This window comes from Acidihalobacter prosperus (genome assembly GCF_000754095.2).
Lineage (GTDB): Bacteria > Pseudomonadota > Gammaproteobacteria > DSM-5130 > Acidihalobacteraceae > Acidihalobacter > Acidihalobacter prosperus.
In genome coordinates this window covers 588,927-605,533 of the sequence record NZ_JQSG02000006.1, presented here as the reverse complement: position 1 = coordinate 605,533, position 16,607 = coordinate 588,927, and the positions used below count along the sequence as shown (strand labels likewise).

Annotated in this window: 16 protein-coding genes and 1 pseudogene; 7 read left to right on the top strand and 10 right to left on the bottom strand. The window is 66.7% G+C overall.

Annotation, left to right across the window (positions count from 1 at the left end):
* Positions 1-88: 88 nt before the first annotated feature.
* Positions 89-550, bottom strand: coding sequence for a GGDEF domain-containing protein (locus THPRO_RS17570; protein WP_456236357.1), 462 nt, complete (start codon positions 548-550; stop codon positions 89-91).
* A 795-nt stretch (positions 551-1,345) separates the two neighbouring features.
* Positions 1,346-2,443 carry a GGDEF domain-containing protein gene (locus THPRO_RS13610; RefSeq protein ID WP_065089881.1) on the bottom strand — a complete coding sequence of 366 codons (1,098 nt, stop codon included), beginning with the start codon at positions 2,441-2,443 and terminating at the stop codon, positions 1,346-1,348.
* Between the two features lie 157 nt (positions 2,444-2,600).
* Between THPRO_RS13610 and THPRO_RS13605 the strand changes: the two genes are divergently transcribed.
* The 3 genes from THPRO_RS13605 to fghA all read left to right on the top strand — a co-directional run bounded on the left by THPRO_RS13605 (position 2,601) and on the right by fghA (position 5,707).
* The gene (locus tag THPRO_RS13605) at positions 2,601-3,422 is read left to right on the top strand and encodes an ATP-grasp domain-containing protein (RefSeq protein WP_038093332.1); all 822 of its coding nucleotides are present in this window, start codon (positions 2,601-2,603) and stop codon (positions 3,420-3,422) included.
* Between the two features lie 324 nt (positions 3,423-3,746).
* Positions 3,747-4,856, top strand: a complete 1,110-nt coding sequence (locus THPRO_RS13600) for an S-(hydroxymethyl)glutathione dehydrogenase/class III alcohol dehydrogenase (RefSeq protein ID WP_065089753.1) — start codon at positions 3,747-3,749, stop codon at positions 4,854-4,856.
* Between the two features lie 8 nt (positions 4,857-4,864).
* The gene (gene fghA / locus THPRO_RS13595) at positions 4,865-5,707 is read left to right on the top strand and encodes an S-formylglutathione hydrolase (RefSeq protein WP_038093260.1); all 843 of its coding nucleotides are present in this window, start codon (positions 4,865-4,867) and stop codon (positions 5,705-5,707) included.
* Between the two features lie 46 nt (positions 5,708-5,753).
* On the opposite strand, the gene THPRO_RS13590 is transcribed toward fghA, so the two are convergent.
* Positions 5,754-7,580, bottom strand: a complete 1,827-nt coding sequence (locus tag THPRO_RS13590; protein WP_065089752.1) for a putative bifunctional diguanylate cyclase/phosphodiesterase — start codon at positions 7,578-7,580, stop codon at positions 5,754-5,756.
* A gap of 141 nt (positions 7,581-7,721) precedes the next feature.
* On the opposite strand from THPRO_RS13590, the gene THPRO_RS13585 reads away from it, so the two are divergent.
* Positions 7,722-9,140, top strand: a complete 1,419-nt coding sequence (locus THPRO_RS13585; RefSeq protein WP_201786998.1) for an SLC13 family permease — start codon at positions 7,722-7,724, stop codon at positions 9,138-9,140.
* 27 nt (positions 9,141-9,167) lie between these two features.
* On the opposite strand, the gene gcvA is transcribed toward THPRO_RS13585, so the two are convergent.
* Positions 9,168-10,082, bottom strand: a complete 915-nt coding sequence (gcvA, locus tag THPRO_RS13580; protein WP_269085376.1) for a transcriptional regulator GcvA — start codon at positions 10,080-10,082, stop codon at positions 9,168-9,170.
* Positions 10,083-10,158: 76 nt separating this feature from the next.
* On the opposite strand from gcvA, the gene THPRO_RS13575 reads away from it, so the two are divergent.
* The gene (locus THPRO_RS13575; RefSeq protein WP_038093263.1) at positions 10,159-11,049 is read left to right on the top strand and encodes a DMT family transporter; all 891 of its coding nucleotides are present in this window, start codon (positions 10,159-10,161) and stop codon (positions 11,047-11,049) included.
* A gap of 4 nt (positions 11,050-11,053) precedes the next feature.
* Here THPRO_RS13575 and THPRO_RS13570 read toward each other — a convergent pair whose 3' ends face one another.
* Together THPRO_RS13570 and arfB are read right to left on the bottom strand one after the other, a co-directional pair.
* Positions 11,054-11,791 (bottom strand): DUF1045 domain-containing protein, encoded by a 738-nt coding sequence (locus THPRO_RS13570; protein WP_407922457.1) that lies wholly within the window; start codon positions 11,789-11,791, stop codon positions 11,054-11,056.
* Positions 11,755-12,175 (bottom strand): annotated as a pseudogene (arfB, locus tag THPRO_RS16415) (alternative ribosome rescue aminoacyl-tRNA hydrolase ArfB). The gene THPRO_RS13570 and the pseudogene arfB overlap by 37 nt, the downstream one beginning before the upstream one ends.
* A 239-nt stretch (positions 12,176-12,414) precedes the next feature.
* Here arfB and purU point away from each other — a divergent pair.
* On the top strand, positions 12,415-13,269 hold the full coding sequence (purU, locus tag THPRO_RS13565; RefSeq protein ID WP_065089751.1) for a formyltetrahydrofolate deformylase: 855 nt from the start codon (positions 12,415-12,417) through the stop codon (positions 13,267-13,269).
* Positions 13,270-13,288: 19 nt separating this feature from the next.
* Here purU and THPRO_RS13560 read toward each other — a convergent pair whose 3' ends face one another.
* Both THPRO_RS13560 and THPRO_RS13555 read right to left on the bottom strand, forming a co-directional pair.
* The gene (locus tag THPRO_RS13560) at positions 13,289-13,786 is read right to left on the bottom strand and encodes a GFA family protein (RefSeq protein WP_038093266.1); all 498 of its coding nucleotides are present in this window, start codon (positions 13,784-13,786) and stop codon (positions 13,289-13,291) included.
* Between the two features lies 1 nt (position 13,787).
* Positions 13,788-14,237, bottom strand: coding sequence for an acyl-CoA thioesterase (locus THPRO_RS13555; RefSeq protein ID WP_052064678.1), 450 nt, complete (start codon positions 14,235-14,237; stop codon positions 13,788-13,790).
* Positions 14,238-14,347: 110 nt separating this feature from the next.
* On the opposite strand from THPRO_RS13555, the gene THPRO_RS13550 reads away from it, so the two are divergent.
* The gene (locus tag THPRO_RS13550) at positions 14,348-15,097 is read left to right on the top strand and encodes a ferredoxin--NADP reductase (protein ID WP_038093273.1); all 750 of its coding nucleotides are present in this window, start codon (positions 14,348-14,350) and stop codon (positions 15,095-15,097) included.
* Positions 15,098-15,139: 42 nt separating this feature from the next.
* Here THPRO_RS13550 and THPRO_RS13545 read toward each other — a convergent pair whose 3' ends face one another.
* Both THPRO_RS13545 and THPRO_RS13540 read right to left on the bottom strand, forming a co-directional pair.
* Positions 15,140-15,604 carry a peroxiredoxin gene (locus THPRO_RS13545; RefSeq protein WP_038093276.1) on the bottom strand — a complete coding sequence of 155 codons (465 nt, stop codon included), beginning with the start codon at positions 15,602-15,604 and terminating at the stop codon, positions 15,140-15,142.
* A 77-nt stretch (positions 15,605-15,681) separates the two neighbouring features.
* Complete coding sequence (locus tag THPRO_RS13540; RefSeq protein ID WP_038093278.1) at positions 15,682-16,584, bottom strand: LysR family transcriptional regulator; 903 nt, start codon at positions 16,582-16,584, stop codon at positions 15,682-15,684.
* Between the last annotated feature and the right edge of the window lie 23 nt (positions 16,585-16,607).

Here is a 16,607-nt window from a genome sequence, read left to right as displayed (position 1 = left end):
CCCCGCCCGCATTCCGATCGGCGCCCCGCACCGACACACTCCGTCCATGATCGTGTCACGGCAACCGTTTGCGGCAGTATACCCCTCATCAGAGGATGGGTTCAGTCTGCCCGGACAGGCCATCGCCCACATCGCCATCGCGGCAGACGCGGTTCTTGCCGCCGGTCTTGGCGGCATACATCAGCACGTCCGCACGACCGAGCAACTGGCCCGCCGTCTCGCCGCCGCGGTATTGCACCAGCCCGATGCTCGCGGTCACCGGGCGCCGGCTCAATCCGTCCGTCACCGCCGGTATCCGTTCACGCAGACCGTCCGACAGCGCATACGCCGCCTCCGCGCGCATACCCGGAAACACGATCAGGAATTCCTCGCCGCCCAGGCGCACCAGATAATCGCCCCGCCGAATGTGCCCGCGCACTTCGGCCGCCACGCCGCGCAGCACCCGGTCGCCCGCCTGGTGGCCCTCTTCGTCGTTGATGCGCTTGAAATCGTCCAGATCCAGCAGCGCCACGCTGACCGCCTCGCCGGGACGCCGATCCACCTGCGCCATGCAGCGCGCCAGCACCTCAAGCCCCGGCTCGCGCATCATCGCGCCNAGCAGCGCCACGCTGACCGCCTCGCCGGGACGCCGATCCACCTGCGCCATGCAGCGCGCCAGCACCTCAAGCCCCGGCTCGCGCATCATCGCGCCGGTCAACGCGTCGTAGCTCGCCTGCTCGCGCAGGCGCCGCTGGTACACGCTCAGCTCGCGATAGTGGTGCCAGGACAGCATCATCGAAACCCCGGCCGCGAGCAGCGAAACCCCGAATACCGTCGGCGCCACCGGTTGCGCCCCCTGGTTGATGGCCGGAAACAGGACATAGATCGCGCTCAGGCCGGCCATCAAGCCGGCGCTCCAGCGGAGCGAACGCACATGTCCGAGCAGTAGCACGTAGGCCAAGGGCATCACCGGTATCCAGACCAGCAAGATCGGCGAATCGAAATTGAACAGACTGCCCCAGAGCAGCGACAGCGTGATCAACAGCGCCATGACGCCGAAGATACGCTCACCGGTACCCGTGCTGCGCGACATCCAGTACCACAGCGGCAGCGCACAAATCGGGAATACGAGCGACGGCAACGTACGCAGGGTCAGCGGCGTCTCGCCATGGCGGGACTCGATATAGAACATCACCAGCGAGGCCACCACGCCGAGCGGCACGATCACGAACAGAAAACGGATGCGCTCGGCACGGTTTCCGACGCCGCCCACCTCGTAGCCTGCCCGGTCAGGCGACGCCTTTGCCATGTCGTCTTCCCTCTCAGATCGGCGGCCGAAGACGGAGCCACGCCGGTGGCGACCCCGTCATGCGATCGCACCGGTGGCGGTTTGCCCAGCCGCGGGGGGCGCCTCGCGGCAGACGCGGTTCTTGCCGCCGGTCTTGGCGGCATACATCAGCACGTCCGCACGACCGAGCAACTGGCCCGCCGTCTCGCCGCCGCGGTATTGCACCAGCCCGATGCTCGCGGTCACCGGGCGCCGGCTCAATCCGTCCGTCACCGCCGGTATCCGTTCACGCAGACCGTCCGACAGCGCATACGCCGCCTCCGCGCGCATACCCGGAAACACGATCAGGAATTCCTCGCCGCCCAGGCGCACCAGATAATCGCCCCGCCGAATGTGCCCGCGCACTTCGGCCGCCACGCCGCGCAGCACCCGGTCGCCCGCCTGGTGGCCCTCTTCGTCGTTGATGCGCTTGAAATCGTCCAGATCCAGCAGCGCCACGCTGACCGCCTCGCCGGGACGCCGATCCACCTGCGCCATGCAGCGCGCCAGCACCTCAAGCCCCGGCTCGCGCATCATCGCGCCCGTCAACGCGTCGTAGCTCGCCTGCTCGTACAGACGGCGCTGATATGTGCTCACCTCGCGGTGATCGTGCCAAGCCAGCAACGTCGCGAAGGCATATGCCAGCAACCCGGCGACGAAGGCCATCGGCGGCACCGGGTGCATGCCATGGTTGACGACCGGGAACAACAGATAGCCGGCGACAAGACCTGTCATCACGACCGCATTCCAGCGGATGGCGCGCTCATAACCCAGTAGGAAGATGTAGGTCAGCGGGAAGACCGGAAACCAGATTAGCGCGACCAGCTCGTTGAGCGTGAACAGCGCGCCAAGCAGCTGCTGCGCGCTGATCAGCAGCGCAAAACCGGTGAGACCCTGCTCGTAGCCGCGGTAGCCGCCGCGATGGATGCGATACAGCAGAAAAGGGGCGAACAGCGGGAACAGCATCGCGGGCAGCACGCGGAACCACGGCACCTGCTGCAGCTCGATATAGCTCATCAGCAAGGCCACCGCCACACCGATCGGCGTGGCGATGTCGAGAAACCGGATCTTGGTCCTGACGAACTCGTCGCTACGGCTCAGATCGCGCGCAATGTCGCGGATCACGGCGTCGGTCATGAGTGCCTCGGAGTGCATGCCGCCCGCGATGACCGGGCCGGTCGTTATGTATGCCGCCCATCGTGGCAACGGCGTCGCTCCATACCCGTACGGGTGTATTCCACTACAGTCAGCACGCGAAGTATAATCCGCGCATCCTATGATTGGCAGGCGCTACATGCGGTTGGTCTCCTTCGATGCTTTCCGAACCCTCGGACTGCCCGGCATCCATTACGTCAAACCCGAGCACTTCCTGCATCAGCAGGCGCTGGTCGATGCCGCCGACTGGGTACTGTTCCCGGAATTCTGGCAGCTCGGCACCCTGGTGTTCGCCCTGCGCAAACGCATCTTCCCGAGTCTGTCGAGCTACCTGCTCGGTCACGACAAGATCGAGATGACGCGAGCCTTCCAGGCGGTGGCGCCGCGTCACGTGCCCGAAACCGTCATCGCCGCCAACACACCGGACGATGCCGACCGGCTATGGTCCACGCTGACGCCGCCCTTCGTTGCCAAAATCCCCCGCAGCAGCATGGGCGAAGGCGTGTCTCTGATCGAATCGCACGCCGACTGGACGCGCTATCTCGCGGCCACGCCGACGATATACGCGCAGGAATACCTGCCCATCGACCGCGACCTGCGCGTGGTGATCGCCGGCAGCGAAGTCGTGGCCGCTTACTGGCGCCTGCAGTCCGCCCGCAGCTTCCACAACAACCTCGCGCGCGGCGGCCGCATCGGCGACGACCCGGTCCCTCCGGCGGCGATCGAACTCGCCCTGCTGCTCGCACGCACGCTCGGTATCGACCACGCCGGCTTCGATATCGCGATGGTCGGAGGTCATCCCTACGTACTCGAATTCAACCGCCTGTTCGGCTACCAGGGGCTCAACGGCCGCCTCGATCGGCTCGCCGGCGCCATACTCGATCACCTCCGCACGCAGGGCGACCATCATGGTCCCCATGACCCCATTCGCCCCACCCCGGTGTGGCCCACCGCCGCCTGAACGCAGCGACCGGCAAGGCGGGCCGTCTTATCGTTTTTCCCTATATCACCATCGGCAATCCCGCTGAATCCAAAAAAAACAATAAAAAAACAACAAATTAAATAAATATTGGCAATGAAAGCCCGGCCCGGGGCCGCATGGCGGTTTCGGGCCATCGGGCATAAAATGCCGCCCTCGGCAGACAGGCCCCTGCGGCCTTTCCCGTCACGTTCCATTCGCCACACCCGCCCCGCGGCCGCGTCCAGCCGACACGCCGGCGGGCAGTCTTCGGGGGAGCCGCACCCGCAGCGACCCGTTTGCACACCGGACAAGGAGTCGATCAACATGAAAGCCAAAGCCGCCGTCGCCTGGGAACCCCGCAAGCCCCTGGTCATCGAAGAGGTCGAGGTCGAAGGGCCCAAGGAAGGCGAAGTCCTGCTCAAGGTGCATGCCAGCGGCGTGTGCCACACCGACGCCTTCACCCTGTCAGGCGACGACCCGGAAGGCGCCTTCCCCTGCATCCTCGGCCACGAGGGCGGTTGCGAGGTGGTCGAGGTCGGCCCCGGCGTGAAGAGCCTCGCCGTCGGCGACCACGTGATCCCGCTGTACATCCCCGAGTGCGGCCACTGCGAATACTGCCTGTCCGACAAGACAAACCTGTGCCAGACCATCGCCGGCACGCTGTGGAGCGGCTACATGCCCGACCACACCCGACGCTTCAAAGCCCGCGGCCAGGACATCTTCCACTACATGGGCTGCTCGACCTTCAGCGAATACACCGTGGTGCCGGAGATCGCGCTGGCCAAGATCAACAAGGCCGCGCCGCTGGACAAGGTCTGCCTGCTCGGCTGCGGCGTCACCACCGGCATCGGCGCGGTGCTCAACACCGCCAAGGTCGAGCCGGGCTCGACGGTGGCCGTGTTCGGCCTCGGCGGCATCGGCCTGTCCGCCATCCAGGGCGCGGTGATGGCCAAGGCCGGGCGCATCATCGCCGTGGACATCAACCCGGAGAAATTCGAGATGGCCCGTGCCCTCGGCGCCACCGACTGCGTGAACCCCAAGGAACTCGGCGTCAGCACCACCGAGGCGATCAAGGAAATGACCCACGGCGGCGTCGACTACTCCTTCGAGTGCATCGGCAACGTCGAGGTCATGCGCGAGGCGCTGGAGTGCTGCCACATGGGCTGGGGCGTCTCCACCATCATCGGCGTCGCCGGTGCCGGCCAGGAGATCCACACCCGTCCGTTCCAGCTGGTCACCGGGCGCACCTGGAAGGGCACCGCCTTCGGCGGCGTCAAGGGCCGCACCCAGCTGCCCGACTACGTCGAGCGCTACATGAGCGGCGAGATCAAGATCGACGAAATGGTCACCCACACCATGCCGCTGGAAGACATCAACCGCGCCTTCGACCTCATGCACGAGGGCAAGAGCATCCGTTCCGTCATCCTCTTCTAAGGCCGGCCATGAGCTCACTCGAACGCATCGAACGCATCAAGGAAAGCGGCGGCTGGCTGGAGCGCTACCGCCACGACTCGGCGAGCTGCCGTTGCCCGATGACCTTCTCGATCTACCTGCCGCCGCAGGCCGAGCAGGGACCGGTGCCGGCGGTCTACTGGCTGTCCGGCCTGACCTGCACGGACGACAACTTCCGCACCAAGGCCGGCGCCCAGCGCTACGCCGCGGAACTCGGTCTCGCGCTGGTCATCCCCGACACCAGCCCCCGCGGCGAGGGCGTGCCCGACGTGCCCGAGCGCTACGACCTCGGTCAGGGCGCAGGTTTCTACGTCAACGCCACCCAGGCGCCGTGGTCCGAGCACTACCACATGTACGACTACGTCACCCGCGAACTGCCGGCGCTGGTCGAGGCGCACTTCCCGCTGGTGCCAGGGTTGAAGTCCATCTCCGGGCATTCGATGGGCGGCCACGGCGCGCTGATCTGCGCGCTGAAGAATCCCGGCGCCTACCGCTCGGTGTCGGCCTTCGCGCCGATCTGCCACCCGACGGTGTGCGGCTGGGGCGAGGGCTGCTTCGGCGCTTATCTGGGCGACGACCGCGAGGCCTGGAAGGCCTACGACGCGACCGAACTGGTCGCCGCCGGCGCCGCGCCCATCCCGCTGCTGATCGACCACGGCACCGACGACGAATTCCTGCCCGACCAGCTCTATCCGCAGGATCTCGAAACCGCCTGCCGCGCGCGCGATTTCCCGCTCACCCTGCGCATGCAGGCAGGCTACGACCACAGCTACCACTTTATCGCGAGCTTCATCGGCGAGCACCTCGCCTACCATGCGGCCGCGCTGAAATAGCGCCCGTCCTGCCGTGTCGGGGTGCGCCACCGCCCCCCGACACGGCTCACGCCAGCCCGGGTTCGCGCGCCGCGTGTTGCGCGGCCGCCCAGTCGCAGAATGCGTCCGCCGGCATCGGCCGGCCGTACAGATAACCCTGACCATAGCGGCAACCCAGACCGAGCAGCTGTTCGGTCTGCTCGGGGCGCTCGATCCCCTCGGCCACGACCGCGTGACCGAAGGGCTCCGCCATGCCGATGATCGCCTGCACCAGACTGCGGCTCTGGCTGACGTTGTCGATCTGGGCCACGAAGCGGCGGTCGATCTTGACCCCGCTGACCGGCATTTCGCTCAGATGGGAAAGACTGGCGTGCCCGGTGCCGAAATCGTCGAGGTAGACCGAAATGCCGCGCGCCACGCACTGCGACAGCACGTCGACGATTTCCTTGCGGTCGCTGAGCGCGGCGGTCTCGACGATCTCCAGGTGCAGGCGGTCGTAATCGATGGGATGCTCCCCGGCCGTGAGCTGATCGAGTGATTCGCAAAAACCCTTTTTGCGCAGCTCCCAATCCGACACGTTGAGCGCCAGGGTCATGCCCGACAGGGCCTCGCGGCACTGCCAGGCGCGCAGCAGCGCCACGCCGGTCACGATGACCCAGCGACCGATTTGCTCCATCAGCGGATCATCGTGCACGGCCCAGAGAAAGCTGTCCGGCGCGAGAACCGTGCCGTCCGCCCGCACCCAGCGCAGCAGCGCCTCAGCGCCGACGGGGCGGCCATCGCGCAGGTCGACGATCGGCTGCAGATACAGCGCGAGGCGGTTCTCCTGCAGAGCCGACTCCAGCGCCTCGCGGGTCGCGCGCCGGGCCTGCAGATGGCGGTCGATCTCGTAGCCGTAAAAGCGGTAGCCGCCGCCGTCGGCCTTGGCACTGTACATCGCCATGTCGGCCTGGTGGATCAGGGTATCGGCATCACCCTCGTCGTCCATCAGCATGGCCACGCCGATACTCGGACGCACCCCCACGCGGCGGCCTTCGACGGTCATGCGCAGACGCAGGGCGAGGTCGATGCGCCGGCACAGCGCCTCGACCTCGCTCACGCGCCCGATACCTTCCGAGAGCACCAGAAACTCGTCGCCGCCCATGCGCACCACGGTATCGCCGCGGCGCACGATCTCGCGCAGGCGATCGGCGCAGCTCTTGAGCAACAAATCGCCGAAATGGTGACCGAGGCGATCATTCACCGCCTTGAAGCCGTCGATATCGATCACAATGACGCTGAGCATGCGTTCCTGACGCCGCGCCCGGTTCATGGCCCCTTCCAGTACTTCGGGCAGGGCATGCCGGTTGGGCAGGCCGGTCAGCGAATCGCTCATGGCCTGCCTGCGCAGGCGCGACTCCATTTCCTCGCGCAGCAGCGCCGCGCCGATGAGGCCGGCCAGCGCCTCGACGGTTTCCAGGGCCTCGGGGTCGGGCAGGTTGGTGCGGCTGCCGAACCAGGACACGGCCAGCACGGCGGCCATCTCGCCGTCCGGCCAGCGCACCGGCACCGCAAGATTGGCGCGCAGCCCGGCCGCGACGAATATCTCCATCGCCATCGACGAATGCGCATAATCGCCCACGAAGCGGGACTGGCCGGTGCGCAGCACTTGGCCGGAAACGCCCTGTTCCACGGGGTAGCGATAGCCCATGAAACGCTTGCTGAAGGCCGGCGGCACGCCCAGAAAGAAGCGGTACTGCATGGTGTCGCCGTCGCGCACGATCAAGGCCGCGCCATCGGCGCCGCAGCAACTCGCCGCAGCGCCTGCCGCCTTGCGGAAATAATCCTCGAAACGCGACTCGCGCGACAAAGCCTTGAGCACCGCCGCCAGATTCAATGTGCCCGCGTTTTCCATGCCCCTTCCAGTCGCTCCATATCGGCACGCTCAAGCGGCTCAGGATACCGCAAGTGCACGCCGATTCGTCATTGTGATTGCAACGCCCGCACACCGGGTCAAGAATGCCCGCCTTCACGCATATTACGGACAGCATTTTTCATGCCCGACATGCCTGCCTCGCACGATAAGCGCCTGGCGCACTGGTCCCGTCGGCTTCGCAGGGCGGCGATCTCGCTCGCCGCCCTGCTGGCCGCCGTGCTGTTCGCCCACCCGCTTTTCGGGCTGGACACCGACGCCGCGCGCGGCGCCGCGCTGCTGGTGCTGACCATCGGCTTCTGGGCCACCGGCGCCCTACCGGAGCACCTCACCGCACTGTGGTTCATGCTGCTCGCGATGCTGCTGTCGGTGGCGCCGGCCGGCGAAGTCTTCTCCGGCTTCAGTTCGCCGGCGCTCTGGCTGGTGTTCTCCGGGCTGGTGCTGGGGCTGGCGATCGACCGTACCGGCCTGGGCGCACGCATCGCCAGGCAGATGGCCGACCGCATCACTCACCACTATCTCGCCCTGCTCGGCGGACTCGTCGCCGTCGGGGTCGTGCTCAGCTTCCTGATGCCATCCTCGCTCGGGCGTGTGGCCCTGCTGGTGCCGATTGCGCTGTCCGTGGCCGAGCATGCCGGCTTCGAGCCCGGCTCGCGCGGCCGCACCGGCGTGGTGCTGGCCGCCGCCTTCGGTTGCCAGATTCCCGCCTTCGCCATCCTCACCGCCAACGTACCGAATATGGTGCTTGCCGGCAGCGCCGAGACCCAGCTCCATCTCTCGCCCAGTTACGGCGAATATCTGCTGCTCCACTTTCCGGTGCTGGGCCTGCTCAAGGCGGTCGTGCTGACCCTGCTCGTGGCCTGGCTCTATCCCGACCGCACGCGGCCTGCCGCCAGGCCTGCGACCGTCAAACGCCCCCTGAGCCGCGACGAGCGCCTGCTCGCCGGCGTACTGGCAGCGGCCCTGGCGTTGTGGATGACCGATTCGATCAACCATCTCTCGCCGGCCTGGGTGGCGCTCGCGGCGGCGTTGATCCTGATGCTGCCGCGATTCGGCATGGTCGGGCCCGCCGCCTTCCGCGAGGGCATCAACTTCAATTCGCTCTTCTTCGTCGCCGGGGTCATCGGCTTCGGCGCGGTCGTCACTTACACCGGCCTCGGCGCGCGCTTTGCCCACCTGCTCGCTCAGGTGCTGCCGCTGGCACCGGGACATCCGTTGCGAGACTTCGCCTCGCTGACCCTGGTTTCGCTGGTCACCGGCATCTTCACCACCCTGCCCGGCGTGCCCGCCGTGCTGACCCCGCTGGCCGGCAAGATGGCAGCCGCCTCCGGACTGCCGGTCGAAACCGTGCTGATGACTCAGGTTCTGGGCTTTTCCACCGCGCTGTTCCCCTACCAATCCGCGCCGCTGGTAGTGGCGATGCAGCTGGGTGGCGAATCGCTGCTGCCCGCCTTGCGCCTGCTGCTGGCGTTGGCCGCGCTGAGCCTGACGGTGCTGCTGCCGCTCGATTATCTGTGGTGGCACGTGCTCGGCTGGCTTTGAGTTCGCCGGAAACGCCCCCCGCCGCGCCTAGCGCTCCGCCTGCGCCAGCAGCCAGTCGCGGAAGGCCTCAACCTCCGGCCGTTGCAGACGCGCGGGCGGCGCCACGAAGTGATACACATGATCGGTGGGCACCGCGCCGTCGAACAGATGGACCAGGCGGCCGGCCTTCAGCTCGTCCGACACCAGGCTGCGCCAGCTCAAGGCCACGCCGATACCGGACACCGCAGCCTGGATCGAAAGATTGAGATCGCCGACGTAGCGCGTGCGCAGCGGACCGTCCACATCGACGCCCAGCGAAGCCAGCCAGGTCTCCCAGTCCGGCATGCCGAGTTCCAGCTCCTGCTGGTCGTCCTGCAACAAGGTCACGCGCAACAGATCGTGCGGCGTGCGCAGACCGGCGGCGAGCGCCGGCGAGGCCACCGGCACGATGGATTCCGGCATCAGGCGCTCGGCATGCAGTCCGGCAAACGGCCCGGCGCCGAAGCGCACCGCCGCGTCGACGTCCTCGATGCGGAAATCGACCGCACGGCGGGTCGGCGACAGGCGCAGTTCGATCTCGGGATGTCTGGCCTGGAAATCGTCCAATCGCGGCACCAGCCAGCGTGCGGCGAACACCGGCGGACAGGAAACCACCAGAGGCCGGCCGGCATCGGCGCCGCGCAGCCGCCCGATGCCCTCGTACAGACGTTCGAATCCTTCGCTCAGCAGCGGCAACGCGGCCAGCGCCGCATCGCTGGGCTGCAGTTCGCGACCGCGGCGAAACAGGCTGATGCCGAGCAATTCTTCAAGCTGCCGCACCTGCTGGCTGACGGCCGCGGGCGTGACATGCAGTTCCTCGGCGGCGCGGGTGAACGAACGCAGCCGGATGGCCGACTCGAGCGCGCGCACGGCGGTCAACGGCGGCAGACGCCTTGCTATTAGATTTCCTTTAAATTGACTCAATGAAATGTCGTTTGATGTCTTGTTTAACGGAATTTAGGCTGTGTCCATCCGAAATTCAATTCAAGGAAAACTTTAGATGAACACGGCACTGGTCTATCTGCTCGTCACCGCCGCGGTGTTCTTCGGCGGCGCCAATTTCACCCTCGCCGGTCCGGTGATGACCGCCCTGCCCCCGCTGTGGGCGGCGGCCGCGCGCTTTCTCTTCGGCACGCTGCTGATCATGGCCATCGTGGCCTGGCGCGGCGGCGATCTGGTCGGTTCCGCACGCCGTCACGGTCCGATCTACCTGATGCTCGGGGTGGTCGGCATCGGCGGCTTCAATCTGCTGTTCTTCTTCGCCCTGCAGCACACCTCGCCGGCCAACGCCGCATTGATCCTCGCCACCAACCCCTTGCTGACCACCCTGCTTGCGGCGCTCACCCTAGGCGAACGCCCCACCGCGCGCCAGCTCGCCGCACTGCCCCTGGCGCTGATCGGCGTGGTGGTGGTGATCTCGGGCGGCAGCCTGGAGCGCCTGGCGGCGCTCAAGATATCCAGCGGCGATGCGCTGATGATCGCCGCCGATTTCGCCTGGGCGGCCTACAACGTACTTACCCGCCGTTACATGCCGGCCGGGCCGCCGCTGACCAACACCTCGCTGGTGATGGCGGCCGGCGCGGCGCTGCTGGTGCTCGTCGCCCTCGGTTCGGGCGAGCCGCTGCGCATGCCGGGCGGCGAGGCCCTGGCCGCGCTGGCGGTGATGGTGATCGGCGGTACCGTGCTGTTCTATCTCTTCTGGAGCATCGGCATCGCCCACCTGGGCGCGGGCCGCACCTCGCTGTTTCTCAATCTGGTGCCGGTCTTCGCCATGCTGCTCGACACCCTGGTCGGCATTCTGCCGACCGCCGCCCAACTCGTCGGCGGCGCGCTGGTGATCGGCGGCGTCACGCTCGCGATGCTGCCGCGCAGGCAACCGGCCGAAGCCTGAACGGCTAGGGCGCGAACGGTACCCGTAACAGCACGCGGTGCGCCTGACCGTGAGCATCGACCTCAGCGATGCCGATGCCCACGGCACGGATCCGACCGCCGGCGAAATGCCCGCCCGGCCCGCGCATGAAGGACGCGATGCGTGCCGGGTCGGCGGGGGTCAGCAGGGTCAGGTGCGGCTGGAACTGCGCGAACACGTTGGGACTGCCCCAGCGGCGGAACACGGCCTGCTTTTCCGGATAGGCCCTCACCCAACCCGGCATCGGCGGGTGCGACACGCGCAGGGGATCGAGCGCGCGGGTGACCGCATCGGCAAGACGCCGCATGCGGCGATTGACGCCGACCTGAAGCAGCAGCCAGTGGCTGGGCGTGGCCACGATCCGCCCGAGGCGCATGTCGAAGCCAGGCTCGTGCGCCGCCAGCGCACGCACCCGTCGCTCGATCTCCGGCAGCCGCCCCGACGGGTAGTCGGTGAGATACAGCGTGACGTGCGGCAGGTAGCCCTGCGCGTATAGCGGGTGCAAACCCTGGGCCGACAACTGCCGCGCCAGCGTCTGCACCAGCGGACGTAGACCGTCTCCCGGGATCAGGAACACGTCGTAAGCGATCACCTTGCCGTTCGCCATCGCGCACCCTCCCGCCGCAAGCAGTCCCAACCCCAGCACCACGCCGGCCCAGCCGCGCACGCGCCTCCAGGTCCGCGCGTTCAATCGTCCGATCCCTTCACGCGGCCGCGCAGTGATTTGGTGCGCCCGCGCAACGCCTTGCCCGCCAGGCGCCGCTCGCGCGCGCCACGCGAGGGCCGGGTCGGCCGGCGCGGCCTCGACAAGCGTGCGCAGGCGCGCCCGGGCATCCTCGACGTTGCGCTCCTGGCTGCGGTAGCGCTGCGCCTTGACCACGATCACACCCTCCCGGCTGATGCGCTGGTCGCACCATGCCAGCAGTCGCTCGCGTACGGATTCGGGCAGCGAGGAGGCACGGATGTCGAAGCGCAGATGGATGGCGGTGGCCACCTTGTTCACGTTTTGCCCCCCAGGCCCCGTCGCACGTATCGCCGTCAGCTCGATCTCCCGTGCGGGAATCGTCAAGCCGTCGGCCATTCTGAGATCGTCATCTTGCGCATTCATTCTGCAACCCTTGTCGGCCTCTCGCCCCAACGGCGTACATACGGTCGCTTCCACAAGCCGCGTCGAAAGGCGCCTCCTCCGGCATTGCCCGCACCCTCGACCGTGAACAGGCCCTAGCATAACGCCCCGCGCCACCCGCTTCAGCGCGCGGGCATCATATCCATTACAAGCAAAAGGTTTATTGCGCATACTTGTCCACGACAATGTCCGCGCATCATTCATGATCAAGGGATAACCTGATGTCCAACAGCTACCGACTCGTGATGGCCTGCGAAGACCGCGTGGGAATCGTCGCCGCCGTTTCCGGCTTCCTCGCCGAGCACGGCGGCTGGATACTGGAAGCCAGTCAGCACGCGGACGCGGCCAACGGCTGGTTTTTCATGCGCTACGAAATCCTGGCCGACTCGCTGCCCTTCGACCTCGACGGCTTCCGCACCCGCTTCGCGCCCATCGGCGAGCGTTTCGGCATGGAATGGCGTATTGCCGACGCCGCCACGCCCAAGCGCGTGGTGCTGATGGCCAGCCGGCTGGACCACTGCTTGTCGGACCTGCTGCACCGCTGGCGGAGCCAGGAAATGGTGTTCGACATTCCCTGCGTGATTTCCAATCACGAGGATCTGCGCGACTTCGTCGAATGGCACGGGATCCCCTACCACTGCGTGCCGGTGCCGCAGCATGACAAACAGGCCGCCTTCGCCGCCGTCAGCAAGCTGGTCGACGGCTGCGACGCCGATACCGTGGTGCTCGCACGTTACATGCAGATCCTGCCGCCCGATCTGTGCACGAAGTACGCCGGCCGGGTGATCAACATCCACCACAGCTTCCTGCCTTCCTTCGTCGGCGCCAAGCCCTACCACAAGGCCTTCGAGCGCGGCGTCAAACTGATCGGCGCCACCTGCCATTACGTCACCGAGGTGCTCGACGCCGGTCCCATCATCGAGCAGGACGTGATCCGCGTGGCCCACGACGACACCGTCGACGACCTCGTCCGGCTCGGTCGCGACGTGGAAAAATCCGTCCTCGCACGCGGCCTGCGCTATCACCTGGAGGATCGTGTCCTCATCCACGGCAACAAGACCGTGGTGTTCGACTGACGCCGTCGATCGGCCGTCCTCAATCAGGCGGCAAGGTCAGGCCGTGGCGGGCATGCCACTCGGCCAGGGATTCGTCCGGGTAATCGTCGAAGACGAGGTCTCCTGGCCGCAGCTCGGGTTCGGCCCAGCCGGCCCTGGAGCCCAGCATCATGTGCGTGCGCGCGGGCGGTACCGGCAAAGGCGTATCGATGGCGGAAGCCTGCGGATGCACCAGCTCCGGCCAGCGCGAATCCCACAGCCACAGCGCGCTGCCGCAGTGCGTACAGAAATAGCGTCTACCCGGATCCGGCCGACGATCGCCGCTTTCGGGATCCGTCATCAGCGGACGATATTCACCCAAGTGTTCGAATCCTTCGACCGCCAGACTGGCATGATCGGCGCCGAGGTTGACGGCATAGCCGCCTCCGCCGGCGGTCTTGCGGCAGATCGAGCAATAGCAGCGGTTGAAGGGATAGGGCTGGGCCGATTCGACCGAGAAACGAACCCGGCCGCAATGACAGCTTCCGCGCAGCAGCATGTCAATCCTCCTGCTCAGGCATGGTCGGCATGGGCTTCAACAGACAGGCGCGCACCTCCGGCCCCGTCGCCACGGCCTTGCGCGTGTGACGGTCGACCGGACACCAAAGCGTGCGCGCGCGCACCAAAAGACGACCGTCCTCGGCACGCAGAAATTCGGTATGACGCACGAAACGGCGACGCAGCGCTTCGCTCACCCAGGTCTGCACCCGCAGCGTCTCGCCCTCGTAGGCCGGACGCTTGTAGTCGATCTCGTGCCGCAGCACCACCCACAGCAGGGTCGCGCGCAGCTCCGGCGTGGCCACGACGCGCCAGTGCGCAATTGCGGCATCCTGGACCCAACGGAGGTAAACTACGTTGTTGACATGGCCCAGGGCATCGATGTCGGCCGGCGAAACCGTCAGGCTCAACTCGAAGCGCCCGCCTTCAGGTGTCACAATAGGGGCCTCCATGCACACACCCCGCCGCGCCGGCACGCCGGCCGCGCCGCGGACTGACTCGAACCGCGACGGCCCCGGCAAGGCCGCGCCGCCGCAAGCCACAGAGAGATCGGGAAGTATTCATGCCTTACACGGAACAGCAAGTCACCTCCGTCCGCAAGTGGTCGGACAAGACCTTCAGTCTCACCACCACCCGCCCGGAGAATTTCCAGTTCAAGAACGGCGAATTCGTCACCCTGGGTCTGCGCCCCGAGGGCAAGCTGATCGCACGCGCGTATTCCATCGTCTCGACCAATGACGCGGATCACCTCGAATTCCTGAGCATACACGTCCCGGACGGCCCGCTCACCAGCCGGCTCGTGCACATCAGCGAGGGTGACGGCATCTGGATCAACACCAAGGCCACCGGCTCCCTGACATTGGACTACGTCCGCCCGGGACGCAATCTTTATCTGCTCGCCACGGGTACCGGGCTGGCACCTTTCATGAGCCTGATCCGCGCCCCCGAAACCTACAGCCAGCATGAGCGCGTGATCCTGGTTCACACCGTGCGTACCGTGCCCGAACTGGCCTATCGCCACGAGATCGAGGCCCTGTGCGACGACAAGCTGCGCTACGTGCCGACCGTCACCCAGGAACCCTTCGAGGTCTGCCGCCGCGGCGCCGATCTGTTCCGCTCGGGCGAGTTGTCGGAAATGCTCGGCCTCCCGGTGCCGGACCCGGAGCATGACCGCGTCATGCTCTGCGGCAACCCGCACATGAACGAGGAAATGACCGACCACCTCGAAGCCAACGGCTGGGTCATGACCAACTACAAGGGCGTCGGCAACTTCACCGTCGAAAAGGCCTTCGTCCTCGCCAAGGACGACTGACCCGCGCGGCCGCCGCCCGACGACGGGCGGCGGCCGCGTGCACTAGAGCGTGCGCACCCGCTCCAGCATGCGTTCGGCATGCCCATTCGGGTCGACGCCGTATTCGACATAGGCCAGCCGGCCCTCCCGGTCGACGATGAAGGTTGAGCGCATGATACCCATCCGCCGCTCCCCGTTTTTCTCCTTTTCCTGCCATACCCCGTAGCGCTCGCACAAATCGCCCGAGGTATCCGCGAGCAGGCCGATATCCAGTCCGTACTTGTCGATAAAGTCGCGATGGCTCTCGCTGGAATCCCGGCTCACGCCGAACACCACGGCGCCGGCGGCCGAGAAGTCGCGGGCCAGACGCGAGAAATCCTTCGCCTCGATGGTGCATCCGGGGGTGTCGTCCTTGGGGTAGAAATACAGCACCACGTGCTGCACGCCCTCGTAATCCGCCAGCCTGACCGGCGCGCCAGACTGGTCGAGCGTGGAGAAATCCGGCGCCTTTTGTCCCGTTTCGAGCATGTTGTGTCCTCCTGTTGCGTGGTTCGGGTATCGCTAGGGTCTGTTCGCAAGACTGTGGCCGCGACATGCCCCGCGGTTCAAGTGGCGCGCGACAGGGCATACGGGTCGCTCTCGAACCAATCGGCCAAATGACGCATCGTGGCCCCGATCGCCGGATTGCGCCGGACATCGCGATGCGCCACGCACCAGCATTCGAGCGCCGGCAGCTGCAGCCAGGTCATGACCGGAACCAGCTCCGGCCAACGCACGGCAAGCCCCTGGTGCATGGCACAGATGCCCGCGCCCGCCCGCGCCAGTTCGATCTGCGTCGGCAGATGATCGCAACGCAGGCTGAAATCGTCACGCGTGATCTCCAGGCCCATGCGCGAAGCACCCTCGATGAAATCGGCGTCAAGATCGTTGCCGATCACGCTGTGCCCGACCAAATCGCCCCAATGGGCCGGATCGCCGTGCCGGGCCACGTAATCCCGGTGCGCATAAAAACCCAGCGGCATGTCGGCGAGCCGACGCACCACCAGATCGGCCTGCGCCGGACGGAACATGCGCAGCGCGATATCCGCCTCGCCGCGGTCGAGACTGGCGACGCGATTGCTGATCACCACATCCACCCGGATGCCCGGATGACGGCGGCGCAGCGCCGCCAGCGCGGCCGGCAGCAGATAGGTACCCAGCACCTCGTTGACGCTGACCCGGACGTCACCCACCGTCTCGGCGGAAATGCCCGCAGCCTCGCGGGCAAAATCGCCCGCAGCCCGCCCCATCCTTGCCGCGGTTTCGACCAGGCGTTCGCCGGCCTCGGTCAGGCTCACGCCCTGTTTCGTACGGCGCAGGAGATTGACCCCGGTTTCGCGCTCCAGCGCCAGCATCTCCCTGCTCAGGGTCGGCTGCGAAAGACCCAGCTCACGGGCCGCCGCGGACAGACTGCCGGCAACGGCAACGGCCAGGAAAATACGCACGCGGCGCCAATCGACGTCATTCATATTTGCATAACGGTACGAAGAAT